The sequence below is a fragment of the Streptosporangiales bacterium genome (genome assembly GCA_009379955.1).
Taxonomy (GTDB): domain Bacteria; phylum Actinomycetota; class Actinomycetes; order Streptosporangiales; family WHST01; genus WHST01.
Map to the genome: position 1 here is coordinate 30516 of WHST01000046.1, position 14524 is coordinate 45039.

Annotated in this window: 12 protein-coding genes; 2 read left to right on the forward strand and 10 right to left on the reverse strand. The window is 71.2% G+C overall.

All coding sequences use genetic code 11. From position 1 onward, the window contains the following. Positions 1–20: 20 nt before the first annotated feature. Genes GEV10_15385 through GEV10_15430 form a run of 10 tightly spaced genes read right to left on the reverse strand, consistent with a single transcriptional unit; the run spans position 21 to position 10792 of the window. Positions 21–836: a hypothetical protein gene (locus tag GEV10_15385; GenBank protein MQA79839.1), complete on the reverse strand. Its 816-nt coding sequence runs from the start codon at positions 834–836 to the stop codon at positions 21–23. A gap of 18 nt (positions 837–854) precedes the next feature. Further along, positions 855–2474, reverse strand: coding sequence for a 2-polyprenyl-6-methoxyphenol hydroxylase (locus GEV10_15390; protein MQA79840.1), 1620 nt, complete (start codon positions 2472–2474; stop codon positions 855–857). Then, complete coding sequence (locus tag GEV10_15395; GenBank protein MQA79841.1) at positions 2467–3285, reverse strand: amidohydrolase family protein; 819 nt, start codon at positions 3283–3285, stop codon at positions 2467–2469. Before GEV10_15395 ends, GEV10_15390 begins: the two co-directional genes overlap by 8 nt. After that, on the reverse strand, positions 3282–3992 hold the full coding sequence (locus tag GEV10_15400; protein ID MQA79842.1) for an isochorismatase family protein: 711 nt from the start codon (positions 3990–3992) through the stop codon (positions 3282–3284). Before GEV10_15400 ends, GEV10_15395 begins: the two co-directional genes overlap by 4 nt. A gap of 42 nt (positions 3993–4034) precedes the next feature. Continuing rightward, positions 4035–4811: a 2,3-dihydro-2,3-dihydroxybenzoate dehydrogenase gene (locus tag GEV10_15405; protein MQA79843.1), complete on the reverse strand. Its 777-nt coding sequence runs from the start codon at positions 4809–4811 to the stop codon at positions 4035–4037. 23 nt (positions 4812–4834) lie between these two features. After that, complete coding sequence (locus GEV10_15410; GenBank protein MQA79844.1) at positions 4835–5998, reverse strand: NAD(P)-binding protein; 1164 nt, start codon at positions 5996–5998, stop codon at positions 4835–4837. A gap of 51 nt (positions 5999–6049) precedes the next feature. Further along, positions 6050–7366, reverse strand: coding sequence for an AMP-binding protein (locus GEV10_15415; protein MQA79845.1), 1317 nt, complete (start codon positions 7364–7366; stop codon positions 6050–6052). A gap of 16 nt (positions 7367–7382) precedes the next feature. Continuing rightward, a complete protein-coding gene (locus tag GEV10_15420) occupies positions 7383–8483 on the reverse strand; it encodes a 3-dehydroquinate synthase II family protein (protein ID MQA79846.1) in 1101 nt (366 codons plus the stop codon). Between the two features lie 42 nt (positions 8484–8525). Next, complete coding sequence (locus GEV10_15425; protein MQA79847.1) at positions 8526–9350, reverse strand: 2-amino-4,5-dihydroxy-6-one-heptanoic acid-7-phosphate synthase; 825 nt, start codon at positions 9348–9350, stop codon at positions 8526–8528. Positions 9351–9370: 20 nt separating this feature from the next. Then, entirely contained in the window at positions 9371–10792 is a 1422-nt protein-coding gene (locus tag GEV10_15430) for an aspartate kinase (GenBank protein ID MQA79848.1), read from the reverse strand. Positions 10793–10987: 195 nt separating this feature from the next. On the opposite strand from GEV10_15430, the gene GEV10_15435 reads away from it, so the two are divergent. After that, the gene (locus GEV10_15435; protein MQA79849.1) at positions 10988–13789 is read left to right on the forward strand and encodes an AAA family ATPase; all 2802 of its coding nucleotides are present in this window, start codon (positions 10988–10990) and stop codon (positions 13787–13789) included. 196 nt (positions 13790–13985) lie between these two features. Then, entirely contained in the window at positions 13986–14387 is a 402-nt protein-coding gene (locus GEV10_15440; protein MQA79850.1) for a RidA family protein, read from the forward strand. The last annotated feature ends 137 nt before the right edge of the window (positions 14388–14524 follow it).

The window sequence follows — 14524 nt, forward strand, 5'->3', positions numbered from 1 at the left end:
GTTCGAACGTGGTGTCGGTGTCAGGGCATGGGTGGGAAGAAGAACGTTCCTTCAGGCACGTCGAGCCCGGGGATGGGTCGACCGGGGTTGCGGACGGACGTCGTCGGGACGGGTGTGCCGTTGAGCCAGATGTGCAGGTCCCACGCGCGCGGGTGCCCGTAGCTGGGCGGCGGGGCCTGCGGCGGGTCGGCACCGGGTGCCGTGCCGTACTGCTCCTCGACCGGGGGTACGGGCTCGAAGCCGCCGTCGTCCCACAGGTGGATGCCGCGTTCGTGCGCGAACCACTCCGCGCGGCTCACGCACGGCAGCAGCTGCGCCGGGTACTTCGCGACGTCGTACGGCGCCTGGTAGGACCAGCCGGCGAGTACGTAAGGAAAGTCGTACCCGTCGCGTGGTCCATTGGACGTGCCGGACGGCCGGTAGCTCAACATGCTGGGCTTCCCCGGAGTGGGCGCCATCATCGCGTCCATGTCGGCGGCGGTCCAGCCGACGCCGGTGAGGCTGGTCTGCCAATGCGGGAACGAGTCGAACCCGAGGGCGGTGAGCCGGTCGACGTCGGCCTCGTCTCGGAGGACGACCAGGGTGCCCAGCCTCGCCAGCAGCCTGCGCTGGTCCCTGGCCAGGGTCTGACGCCGATCCCGCGGCGTGCACGACGCCTGCGCCCGCGTTCCCGTCACGGCGGACTGCTGCGTCGTGACCGCGTTCGCGTGGTGGTGTCCGGCCGCCGCGGTGGTGTCGCCGGGTGCCGTCACGACCGTGAACGTGGCCGCCGGCACCGCCAGCGCCAGCGCGATCGTGCCGACCAGGCGAGCTCGTGGTGTCAGGTGTCTTCCCATGCCGTTGCCCCTTCGTGGTCAGTGCCCGCTCACCTTGGCGAGCACGGTGTTCCAGTCGTCCGGCGGTTCCGATCCCCGCCACGCGACGTGGTGGTCGGGTCGGACGAGGACGAGCTCGCGCTCCCACACCTCGCGTACCGCGACGTCGAGTGGGAGGTACGTGACCGGCATGGCGCGGTGCCGCGCCGTGTCGACCACGCCCTTCCCCGCGCCGGCCCCCGACGAGTCGACGAGGGTGAAGCCGGCGCCGAGACGGTCGAAGAGCGGGCTGCCGTCCGCCAGCCGTACCGATGGCGCGCGCCCCCCGGGCCAGGTGGTCGGCACGATGCGACCCCAGTCCCACGCGGATGGGTCGGCCTCGTGCCAGACCACGGGTGAGGTGTCGTAGCGGTACCCGAAGTGGATCCCCAGGTTGTCGAGCTGGTACGTCTCGTGTGCCAGGAAGCCCGCGATCTGCTCCCGCGACGCGGCCGCGGCGACGAGCCGCGGGAACCGCAGCCAGACCTCGAGCAGGTTCGCGCACATCTCCCGGTTGAACAACGCCACCGGCCGCCGCTCGATCTGGTAGCTGGCGAGCAACGCGTCGGCACCCCAGCCACGCAGCCTGGCCGCGAGCTTCCAGCCGAGGTCGACCGCGTCCGCGATCCCGGTGTTCGCGCCGTGTCCGCCGGTCGGGTAGAAGTGGTGCACGGAGTCGCCGGCCAGGAAGACGCGGCCGCGGCCGTACGTATCCGCGACGCCGAGGCTGCCCTCCCACTCGACGATGCTGAGCACGTCGTCGACGGTGAAGTCCGCGCCGAGGTTGCGGCGCATCTGTGCGACCGGATCCTCGGCCCGCGCCGCTTCGTCGGCGAGGTGGACGGTTCCCGTCCAGGTGTCCCGCTCGTCCCTGGAGACCAGGGTCAGGCCTCCCGCGGCGATCGTGAGGAACGCCCTGCCGTGACGCCGCAGGACCGGATCGCTGCTGCGGAAGTAGACGTCGCGGTGGTGGGTCGGTGGCGCCAGCAGGCCGACGCCGACGTCGAGCAGCGTGCGTACGGTGCTGCCCGCGCCGTCGCAGCCGATGACGTAGCTCGCCCGGACACGCCGCTCGGCGCCCGTCTGCGACTCGACGAGAGAGACGCGGACGTTGCTGGCGTCCTCCTCGAGGTCCGTCACTGCGCAACCCGGCCGGAAGTCGATGAGCGGATGTGCCTCCACCCGGGCGCGCAGGATCTCCTCGAGCAACGAGCCCTGCAGCCGCTGGTGCGGTTCGGCCGGCATCGTCCCGTCGTTCACGGCGTCGATGCGGTCGCGCAACTCCGTCACCGACGAGTAGTGCCATGTCGCGATCGGCGGCTCGGCGAAGTCGCGGCTCCAGATGAAGGTGAACGGGTGCTCGGGCGGTACACCGCGCCGCCTGATCTCGTCGGTCACGGCGAGCCTGCGCAGCAGCTCCATGCTGCGACCGTTGATGTAGTCCATCTTCGGATGCGGCGACGCGGTCAGCGCCCGGTCGACGAGCACGCTGGTGACGCCGTGCCGGGCGAGCTCGAGGGCGAGCACGGCACCCACCGGGCCGGCCCCGACGATCAGCACCGGCGTCGTGGCGCCGTCTGGCGCCGTGCCGTCGCGGCCGGCCCGCGCTGACTCAGACATGGGACGTCTCCCTCGTGGACGGTTCGATCCGGTGTTCCGGCTCGCCGAGCAACCGGCAGGCGTTGCGCCAGGTGATCCGCTCCCAGGTGTCCGCGTCGAGGCGCAGCGTGCGGAGCTTGGTCAGCTCGACGTCGGGGTGCTGCAGCGGATACTCGGTGCCGAGCAGTACCCGGTCGGCGCCGAGGCGTTCGATCGCCACGCCTGCCACGCCGGCGTAACATCCGGAAGTCTCCGCGAGGATGGTGGGGTACGGGGCGACGACGTCGACCGAGTAGACGTCGATGCCGATGAAGCCGCAGTGCCCGAGCACGAACGTCGTGTCGGGGAACGTCTGGGCGAGTGCGACCAGGTCGCGGGCGCCGCAGCCGCGCCGGCCGATGCAGACCACATAGACCGGATGCCCTGCGGTGGCTGCCACCTCGACCAGCGCCATCGTGCGTTCGTCGGTGAGCGGCACGCCGTGCACGGCAGGCGAGATCTCCAGTCCTCGGAAGCCGGTGACCTGCTCGCGGTACGGACGTTCGCCGCGGTGCGGGTTGCCGAAGAAGAACGGCAGCAACCGGCCGGCGGTGCTCGAGCAGGCCTCGAGTACGGCGTCGTTGTCGGCGTCGTCCTCGATGTGGCCCTCGGTCATGATCTGCCTCGCGAGCCGGTCGAGGTCGATCACGCCACCCGAGCAGATGGCGGCGCGGTCGATGCCGCAGCCGTCCATCGTCGCGAGCAGCGTGTCGACGGCGCCGGGTCGCGGTGCGAGCCGTGCGTGGATGTCGAAGATCGGCGTGCCGGTGGCGGCTCCTGCGCGTGCGCTCATCGGTCGCTCAGCCCTGCCAGGTCCCGGTCGCGACGCACTCCGGCGGCGAGCGAGGACGAGCCGGCCCTGCTCGCGGTCAGTGCCTCCCGCATCCGACGCGTCGTGACGGTCACCGCGCAGCGTTGCGTCGCATAGTCGAGTCCCATCCGGTGCTGGGCCAAGGAGAAGTCGGCGACCGCGTCGGCGACGAGGAACGGTTCGATGTCCTGGGTGAACGCGTCGCAGGCCGTCATCAGGCAGCCGATGTGGGCGTAGACGCCGCAGATGACCAGCTGGTCACGTCGGTACCGGTGCAGGATGTTCGCCAGCGTCGTGCCGTGGAACGCGCTGTACCGCCACTTCGTGAGGACGGCGTCCTGCGGCCCGGGGGCGAGCTCGTCGATGATCCGCCTGCCGTGGTCGTCGGTACCCATGCCGGGACCCCAGAAGTCGTGCAGGAGTCCGCGCTGTGCGCGGGTCATCCGTCCCGGCTGCGCCGTGTAGACGACCGGCATGCCGAGCCGCGTCGCAAGCTCACGCAACGAGACGATGTTCGCGACCAGGTCGGTCACCGGTGGCCGGTCGGCGGGGAACGCCTGGACGAAGTAGTGCTGCATGTCGTGGACGAGCAGGGCGGCCCGACCGGCGTCGGGTTGCCAGGTCACCTGGGCCAGGCCGAGCTCGGCCTCGGTCGGCATGTCGTACGCGGCGATCGTGGGGATGGCCATGTCTGCTCCTTCTGCGGTGTCGCCGAGGCCGGGCAGTGCGGATCAGGCCCGCAGAGCCGCGCCTCCGTCGACGTAGAGGTCCTGCATGGTGATGTGGCCGGCGCGGTCGGAGGCCAGGAACAGCACCGCGTCGGCCACGTCGTCGGGCCGTGCGAGCTTCTGGAGCGGGATGCCTACCCGGTACTGCTCGGGCGCGCCGTCGATCGTGGACTGCGCGCCGTACCCGTCGTGCCACATCGACCTCAGCATCGTCGTGTCCGTCGAACCCGGCGCGACCACGTTGCAACGGATGCCGCGTGGTGCGAGCTCCAGCGCGAGACACCGGGTGAAATGAGCGGCGGCGGCCTTCGACGCGGCGTACGCCGACATGCCCATCCGCGGTACACCGGCGGCGTTGGACGCGACCGTGACGATGCAGCCGTACCCCCGTGCCGCCATCCGCCGGCCGACCGCACGGCAGGCGTGGAAGACGCCGAAGGTGTTGACGGCGAACACGGCCGCCCAGTCCTCGTCGGACATCTCCACCGCCTGACCGGTACGCAGCACCCCCGCGACGTTGACCAGGACGTCGACGGGGCCGAGCTCCGCCTCGACCCGGTCGACCGCGGCGTCGACGCTGGCCGGGTCCCGCACGTCCGCCGGGTAAGCGGCGTGCCGCCCCGGCCGGTCGAGCTTCTCGACCAGCGTGTCCAGGCCCGCGGCGTCGAGGTCGACCGCCGCGACGGTCGCCCCGTTCCTGGCCAGCCCGTGGGCGACGGCCTCCCCGATGCCGGCGGCCGCGCCCGTCACCACGGCGACCCGGTCCTCGAACCCGTCCATGTCGTCCTCGCTTTCCGTGGCGGTCAGCCGGTGACCGCGGCCGCGGCGTCGTAGCCGTAGATCCAGTCCTGCTTCGCCAGTGCGCCCTCCGCCGCGAGCGCGCGGTCACGCTGCCGCTGCTCCTCGCCGTCGGGGAGATGCAAGGCGGTCGTGTTCGCCCGGGAGATCTCGTGCACCCGCCCGGTGCGTGGCTTGCGAAGGTCCTCGTACTGGCGCAGCGCGCCGGCGATCCCGCCGACGTCCACGTCGCGGAGGCAGGCCGCCAGCGTCACGGCGTCCTCGATCGCCTGGTTCGCGCCCTGCGCGAAGAACGGCAGCATCGGGTGGGCCGCGTCACCGACGACGGTCAGCCGATCGGTGCTCCAGGTGGACAACGTCCCGCGGTCGTGCAGCGCCCACTGGCTGACGGTGTCCGGGGCCGCCGTCAGCGTCTGCACCTCGGAGTTCCACCCGGTGTACGCGTGCGCGAGCGTCTCCCTCCGCCCTTGCGCCGACCACGACTCGATCTCCCACCGGCTGCCGGGGAACGTCGCGCCGAGGCTGACCTGCGTTCCGCCGGAGACCGGGTAGCTCACACAGTGCTGCCCGGGGCCGAGCCAGATGACGACCCGCGGTTCGGCGAGGAGGAACGGCGCCCGCTCGGCCGGGATGAGCGCCCGGTAGATCGTCTGCCCCGAATAGCGCGGCTCGTCGCGGACGAGCCGTTCGCGTACCCGCGAGTGGATGCCGTCCGCTCCGATGACGAGATCGGCGGTGACACTCGACCCGTCGGAGAACTCGAGTTCGACCTCGTCGACGCCCTCGCGGACGGCGACGCAGCGCCGGCCGAGGTGCACGATCCGCTCCGGCAGCCGTTCGAGCAGGCCGCGGTGCAGATCGGCCCGGTGCACCGTGTAGTACGGCGCCCCGTAGCGTTCCTCGCACTCGTCGCCGAGCGGCGTGCGGCGCAGCAACGAGTTGTCGTCCCAGCGGCGCATCTCGAGTGCCGCGGGACGCACGCCCTTGTCGCGCAGCCTGGTGCCCACGCCGAGCCGGTGCAGTACACGCGCGGCGTTGGGTGCCAGCTGGATGCCCGCACCGACCTCACCGAGCAGACGCGTCTGTTCGAAGACGTCGCAGCACAGGCCGGCCTCGTGCAGCGCCGCCGCCACGGTCAGGCCCGCGATGCCGGCGCCGACCACGGCGATCCGGATGTCCTCGCTCCGCACTGCGCACCTCCGATACGTGTCGCGAACCGGTCAGTAGTAGAGGACTGCCTTGCTCCAGTCCTCGTCCGGGCCGAACAGGCTGCGAGGCTTGACCACGTCGTGGCTGCGGGTCAGCACCTCGGCGGGGACGAGCGATCCCGCCTGCAGCGCGACGACGTGGGACCTGACGCCGAGCCGGTCACGAAGGGCGTCCGTGAGCGCGGCGACGGCGTGGTCACGGTGCTGGTCGGCCGCCTCGATCTCGACCCGGAGAACGTCCCGCTCCGCGCGGGCGCGCCAGAACAGTACGCCGTACTCGGCAGGCAGGTCGAAGACGATCTCCTCCAGCTGATGCTGGCTGACCGGGACGCCCCCGACCTCGTGGCCGAACGCGTTGCGGCCGAGCACGCGGATCGACGGCAGCGCCCACCCGCAGTCGCAGTCGGAGTAGCTGACCTCGACGTTGTCCTCGAGGTTGTAACGGACCAGCGGCATGGCCTCCCGGTACAGCGTGGTCGCGACCAGCTGGCCGCTGCCCTCGCTGCTGCAGCGCCCGGTCCGTGGGTCGTACACCTCGAACACGAAACGGTCGGCCCACAGGTGCATGTGTCCCGCTGCACACTCCCCGGCGAGGCTGCCGGTCTCGGTGGAGCCGTACTCCTCGACGACCGGCACGCCCCACAGCTGGCTGATTCGCCGGCGCCGTGCCGTGCTGAGCGGTTCCCCTCCGACGAAGAGGCCGCGCAGGGCAGGGAAGTCGGTCTTCGGATCGAGGCCGGCCTCCTTGGCCGCCGCCGCCCAGAGCAGGCACTCGGTCGGCACCGACCAGGTGATGGTGACGCCGAGGTCGCGGAGCACCCGGACCACCCGGGAGTACGGCATCGCCAGCGAGCGGTTGTCGCCGGGGACGACCGTCGCCCCGGCCAGGCGTCCCGCCGCGTGCGCGAGGTGCCCGGTGAGCAGAAGGGCGTACGGCGTGCGGACCAGGAACGTGTCCGTCGGCAGCATGCCGATCGCCTTGCGAGCGAACCGTTCCGCGAGGTCGAGCCAGTCCTCGGCGGTGTAGTAGGAGGCGGTCGGCCGTCCCGCCGTCCCGCTCGACTCGTGGTACGTGGCCAGCCGTTCCCTGCCCACTGCCAGTAGACCGTACGGATACGAGTCGCGCAGGTCCTGCTTCGTCGTCAGCGGCAGGCTCGCGAGGTCGTCGAGCGTGCTCGGTGGGCTTCCCGCGGCGAAGCGTTCCCGGTAGAACGGTGAGCGGGCAGCCCAGGTCAGTGACCGGGCGAGCTGTCGCGACTGCATCTCGAGGAGTTGCTCGGCGCCGTCCCACTGCCCGAGCTGGGGCAGTGGCTCAAGGGTCTGGGTCATCGCCGGTCCCTTCCGTTCACTGCTCGAGGCAGAACTCGTCGATGGGGTAGCCGACGTGCCGCTGCTCGGTCGGCAGATAGCCGAGCACCCGCGTGCCGGCGGTCAGCTCGGTGACATTGAGCACGACGCCGCCGGGGCCGAGCACGCGCACGTGCCAGTCGTCCTGGACGATGAGGTTGACGTCCTGCCCGGACGGCGCGACCGCGTCGATCGCGAGCAGCGGCCTGGTCTCGATCTTCACCCGGCCGACTGCGACGATGCGCGTGCGTCCTGACGAGTCCACGGCGAGCACCTTCGAACCCGCGCGCAGCTCGCTGAGGTAGTTCGTCCGTCCCGCCGCCCCGACGGTGTACGAGTGCAGGGCGCCCGCGTTCACCCGGAACGGCCGGGTCGGCATGTACGGCAACGGGTGCGTCTCGCTGCAGCCCAGGATCATTCCCTGGGAGGTCGAGCCGACGAGGATGCCCTCGTCCAGCCGGAAGTGGGTGCAGGTGTCGACGCACGCACGCTCGCCCATGCCCACACGCCTGATGCCGCGCACGTCGAGCGCGACGAGATCGAGGTCCGCGGGACGGTCGTCGGCGGCCGCCTTGAGCTTCGTGGCGTCACCGACGGTCTGCGGGGTGAGCATGACGCCGTCCGAACCGTGCTCGAGCACGCCGAAGACGATCTCGGCCTCCTCGACGTCCTGGACCCCGGTGATGATGCTGCCCTCGGCCTTGTTGGCCGCGGCGAGCACGATCTCGAGCGGGATCTTGGTCGGGTCGCGGAACAGCAGGACGGCCCACCGGTCGCTCCTGGCGACCTCGCAGGCGAGCTCGAGGCTCTCCGCGTCGGTGATCTCGACGAAGCGTCCGAACTCGACGGTCGGGTGGGTGGCGGCCAATGCGGCGCGGTCGCCGTACGCCTCAGGACCCAGGATGACGATGTCTGCCTTCAGGTCGCTGGGCACCTCACCGCCCTGAGGGAAGTACACCCGGCGGGTGGTCGGTGGCAGGGTCTCGAGGTCGGCGAGATCGGCGGCGACGATGCCGTCGACGCGCTGGTGCACCGCCTCTTCGAGGATCGCGTCCTTCACACCGTTGGTCTTGCGGACGTCCAGCCAGCAGAGTTTCACGGCATCTCCTTGGAATCGTGGTTGCTGAGGTGGTCCCGGCGATCAGCCGGCCGCGACCGCGAGCTCGTCGTGGGGGAGTGCGGGGATCCGGTCACTGTCGTCGTGCACCAGGTCCGCGACCATCCGCGCCGTCGCGCCCGGATCGGTGGCCTGGAAGATGTTGCGGCCCATGGCGAGACCGGCGACACCGCCGCGCATCGCGTCGCCCACGTATCGGCGCAGCTCGCCGATGCTGGTCACCGGCGGGCCACCCGCGAGGATCACGGGAATGGGGCAGGCACGCGTGATGTCCGCCATCGTGCTCACCGAGTCGACCGCGACGGTCTTGACGATGTCGGCCCCGAGGTCGACAGCGAGCGTCACGGCGTGCGCGACGAGCTCCGGGTCCCGCGGGTTGCGGACCTCAGGCCCGCGCGGGTACACCATGGCGAGCAGCGGGACGTTCCACTGCTCGCATGCCTCGGACACGGCCGCCAGGTCGGCGACCTGGCGGCCCTCGTCCAGCGATCCGAGGTTGACGTGCACGCTGACCGCGTCGGCGCCGAGCCGCAGCGACTCCGCGACGTTGGCGACCAGGTACTTGGCGTTCGGGTCGGTGGCGCGGGCCGTGCTCGCGGACAGGTGCACGATGAGGGACGTTCGGGCGAACCAGGCGGGGTCGACGTGGCGCAGGCTGCCCTTGTGCAGGACGACGGCGTCGACGCCGTTGCCGGCGAGCTGGCCGACCAGCCGGTCCAGGCCCGCCCCACCGGTGATGGGCCCGTCACTGATCGAGTGGTCGAGGGGAACCACGAACATCCGTGTGGGGGCGTGCCGGTAGAGGCGGCGTAGCCGAATCCGGCGGGCGAACGAGGAGTTCATCGACATCGTCGTTCCTTCCTTCCAGCTCAGGCCGAGGTCACTGCCACGGCGGCGAGGTCTTCGCGGGCGAGCTCGAACTCGTCATGCAACAGCCGCACCGCATCGAGCACGCGGTCCAAGGGGATGACCACGGAGGTACGGATCTGGGACGTGGAGAGCCAGCTGGTGGGGATGCCGGCGGTCGCGAGAACGGTGAGCATCCGGGCCGTGTACTGAGGACGGTTGAGCAGTCCCATGCCGATGACCGAGACCTTGCCGACGTTCTCGTCGACGTGGACGTCGGCACCGAGCCCGGTCACTGCCTCTCGGATGGTGGACAGCGTGTCGGCGACGTCCTTTCGCCGCATCGTGAAGCCCATCCGGAACTCTTCCTCGTGCAGACCGGAGCGGGCGACGAGATCGACCGGAACAGCATGAACGGACAGCATCGCGAGGATGTCCGCGGCGAGGTCGCCCCGCCGTGATCCGCAGTGCACCAGGACACGGGCGACGTCCATATCGTGGGCAATGGCCACGACCACTCCACTTGTCTCGAGCATGGTCTCGTCGCTTTCCGCCGGGATCACCGTTCCCGACTCGGTAGTGGCTCTCGGTGCCGAGTGACGGACTCGCAGCTCGACGCGGTGCATCGCCGCGAGCTCGACCGCCCTGGAGTGCAGGACCTTGGCGCCGGCGAAGGACATCTCGGCCATGACGCTGACGTCAACGGTGGTGAGGACGCGTGCGTCCGCCACGACGCGAGGGTCCGCGGTGGAGACGCCGGGGACGTCCGTGCAGATCTCGCAGCGGCCGGCACGCAGTACCGCGGCGAGTGCGACGGCCGTGGTGTCCGAGCCGCCACGACCGAGCGTGATGACATCGCCCGTGTCGCCGACCCCCTGGAATCCGGCGACCACGGGGACGGCGCCGTCGGCCAGCACTCTCCCTATTCGCCGGGTGTCGATGTCCGCGATCACGCCGGACCCGTGAGGGCCCGCGGCGCGGATCCCGGCCTGTGCGGCGGTGAGCGAGCACGCGGGTGTCCCGAGGTCCTCCAAGGCGATCGCGAGCAACGCGGCCGAGGCGGTCTCCCCGGTCGTGAGCAGCTGGTCGGTCTCGCGGCCGGCACGGTCGGGACCGGCTGTCGCGGCGAGCCGAAGCAGATCGTCGGTCGTGTCGCCGCGCGCTGACACGACCACGACCGTCGGGTGCCCCGACCTGTGCTGTGCCGCCACGGCCCGGGCGATGCCGGCGACCTGCTCGCCCGTCGCGAGCGAGCTACCCCCGTACTTGACGACGGCCGGGGCGCGGCCGGTACCGGAGCTCTGGCCGGTCGCACCGAGCCAGGAGACGGTCTGCGTCTCCCGGTTCCTTCGATCGACCGGTTGGCTCGTGCTGATCACGTGGTGCCCCTGTACGTCGCGGCTCTTGGTGCGATCAGCGTGCGGCTGCGCGACCGACCGGGGCATCACCGGTTCACGGGATCCTTTGGGATCACAGCGGTTTCGACGAAGGTCTGCTCTCGCTCCGTGACTGTTTCCTCGCCTGCGCGATGCGGAGAGTAACGCGTCGACAGTCGTTACGCCAGCCTTCACTCGGCTGCGGTGTATGGGCCCGAGGTGGGGTGGACAGATTGGTGCTGTCGCTTCCGAGGAGGGATCGGTATGCCGCCGGTGAGTCCGCCACTCGTGGGACGCGACGGTGCGCTGCGTGAGCTGGGTACCGCGCTCATCGGCACCGCCGAAGGCGGAGGAGGGTGTGTCGTACTCGAGGGACCGGCGGGGATCGGCAAGAGCAGGATGCTCGAAGCGGTCGCGACGAGGGCCTGCCGACTCGGGGTCGAGGTGGCGGCGGGGCAGGCGGCCGAGCTGGACCGGGTGGCGCCGCTCACCACACTGATCACGGTGCTGCGCGAGTACGCGCCCGCGCTCGTGCACGGCGCCATGACCGACGCCGACTCCGGTGGCCTGTCGCGGGTCGACGCACTTCGTACCGCCATCGAGGACCACGTCCGCGACCGCCGGCTCCTCGTCCTGCTGGACGACGCGCACTGGGCCGACGAGCTGAGCGCCCTCGCCCTGCGGGTCCTGGTGCCGGCGCTCGCGTCGTCTCCCGTGCTGTGGGTGCTTGCCCGCCGGCCCGGTCCGGTGTGGGGCGGCACGCCGGCCGCGCAGGAGGCCATCGACTGGCTGGTCCTGGACGGGGCGCGCAAGATCCTGCTGGAACCGCTCGACGACGACGCGGTCGCCACGCTCTGCGCCCGCCTGCTCGGCGCCACGCCCGACCAGACCGTCATCGAGCTCGCCGGCCGCGGCGAGGGGAACCCGTTCCTCATCGGTGAGCTGTTGACGACGTTGGACATGGCGGGTCAGCTGCGGATCGACGACGGTCGCGCCACCGTCGTCGACCGCGACCTGCCCTCGGACTTCCTCACGGCCGTGCACCGGCAGATGCGCGGCCTCTCCGACGACGTACGCAGATTGCTCGACGCCGGCTCCGTCCTGGGGCGACCGTTCAGCCTGCACGAGGCCGCCGGGCTGCTCGGTCGGCCCGCGGTCGACCTCGTGCCCGCCGCCACCGAGGCCGTCGCGTGCTGCGCACTCGTCGACAGCGGGGACGAGCTCGACTTCCGGCACGACCTGATCAGGGAGGCGATCTACGAGGCGCTGTCGGGCCCGGTGCGGTCGGCGCTGCACCGCGAGGCCGCCGGTGTCGTCCAGGCCGAGGGGCGGTCCGCGGTCGAGGTCGCCGAGCACCTCGTCCGTGGTGGTCGTCCCGGCGACGAGAACGCCAGGGCGGTGCTTCGCGAGGCGATCGGACAGGTCGCGCCGTCCGCCCCTGGAACCGCCGCCGATCTGGCGTTGCGCATGCTCGAGCTCGTCGACGAGCACGACTCCGGCCGGCCGCAGCTCATCGCGGACACGGTACGGCTGCTCGCTGCCGCCGGTCGGGTGGAGCAGGCCACGGAGCTCGGAGAACGGGCGTTACGGTCCGGCCTCGACGTGCCGTCGGAGGCCGCGTTGCTGCTCGGACTCGCCGAAGCGCACAAGCACGCGGGTCGCAGCGCTGCGGTCGTCGACTTCACGGCGCGGGCGTTGTCCCGCGACGGCGTACCGGAACCGCTACGCGCGCAGCTGCTCGCGATCCGCGCCCACGGCCTGCTCGGCGAGATCGACCTGACGGGAGCAGACAGCGCCGGTGCCGACGCGGCGGAGGTGGGAGCGCGGACCGGGCAGCATGCCGCGACGGTGTTCGGCATGGTGGCTCGCAGCGTGGCGTCACGTGCCGGCGGTGCGCTCGACGACGCGGTGCGGCACGCGCGGGAGGCCGTGGCGACCGCCGACGCCGCGGGCGGTGAGGCGTCGCAACGCCATCCGCGGCTGTGGCTCGCGCGGGCGTTGGTCGCGGTCGACCAGTTCGCCGAGGCCGACGCCGTGTACGAGATGGGCCAGCGCGAGGCGGACCAGATGGGCACCGCGTGGTCGCAGCCGTTGTGGCACTACTACCGTGCCGAGCTGCGGATGGCCGCGGGCCGGCTGGACGACGCGTGCGCGGAGGCCGAGGCCGGTCTGCTCATCTCCGAGCAGCTTGCTGCGCGCGCATTGACCGTTCCGCTGTTGGGCATCCTCGCCCAGGTCGCGACGCTGCGGGACGAGGTGGACGTCGCCCGCGACCATCTGAAGAGCGCCGACGACCTGCTGGCGGGAGGGATCGGCGCGGGACCCGAGGACCTGGCCTGGCGGGTCGCGCTCGTGCAGGACGCCATGGGCGAACCCGCGGCGGCCGTGGAGACGGTCACGGAGATCTACGCCGGGTTCCCGCGGCGGGTACTGATCCTCACGCAGGACCCGATCGCGGGAGCACAGCTCGTCCGGATGGCGCTGCGGGCGGATGCCGGGGCCCGGGCGAGCCTTGCGGCCGCGGCGACGCGGCGGCTGGCCGAGCTCAACCCGACCGTGGCGTCACTGTACGCCGCGGCCGCGCACGCCGACGGGCTGGTGCGCGGCGACGTGGTCATGCTGCGCTGTGCGGTTCGGGCGTACCGGGGGACGCCCCGAGTGCTCGCCCGGGCGATGGCGTTGGAGGACACCGGGTGCGCCGAACGCGACGCGGGCCGTCGGCAGGCGGCCGTCGAGCTGCTGACCGAGGCGCTCGAGCACTACCGGTCGTGCGGGGCGCGACGCGAGGCGACCCGCGTCGCCAAGCGGCTGCGCCGGCTCGGTGTGCGGGGCGGGTCGGTACGCGACACGCCGGCCAGCAGCCCGTGGGACACCTTGACCGAGTCGGAGCTGCGCGTCGTCCGGCTGGTGGCGGACGGCCTCACCAACCGCGAGGCCGCCGACCAGCTCTTCCTGTCGCCGCACACCGTGGACAGCCACCTGCGGCACAGCTTCACCAAGCTCAGCGTCAACAACCGGGTCGAACTCACCAGGGAGGTCCTGGCACATCGGGCCGACGCGGATTGATGGCTCTTCACGATCCAGGGTGTGGTCGGGGTCTGATGCCGCCGGTCTCCAGCAGTGATCGGGCGATGTAGTTCGTCAGGTTGCAGACCCGCCCATGTCAGTGGTGCCGCATAGGTTGCCACCACGTCTCGTCATGAACGCCCCGAGAGAAGTAACCGGGGCGCGAGAAGCGCCTATGACACGAAAGGTGATCCACATGTCCCACACCATCGTCAATCCCGCCGGGTTGCACGATCCGGTCCCGTTCGGCTACAGCCACACCGCCACCATCCCGGCTGGCACGGAGCTGGTGCTTGTCGCGGGTCAGTACGGATCGGGCGCGGACGGCGCGGTTGTCTCGACCGACTTCACCGAGCAGGTGCAGCAAGCGTTCCGCAACCTCGGCGTCGCCCTTGCCGCCCACGGGCTCGACCTCAGCCACGTCGTCCAGCTCAGGACGTATGTGGTGAACCTCGACTTCGACAAGCTCGGGGCAATCGCCGGGGCCGTGCAGGGCGGCTGCGGCGACAATCCTCCCACGCAAACCGTCATCGGGGTCGCCGGCCTGGCTATGCCCGACATCCTGTTCGAGGTCGAAGCCGTCGCCGCAGGATACTAGCTACTTCGACCTGAAAAACCCTGTGGGGTCGTGACGGCGACCTCGGCAGACGGTTGGGCGGCTATCGGTGACCGGTCAGGTGGGCATGATTCATCCCGGTGGGGCTCTTCACGCTGCCAGCGCTCCGACCTTGACCA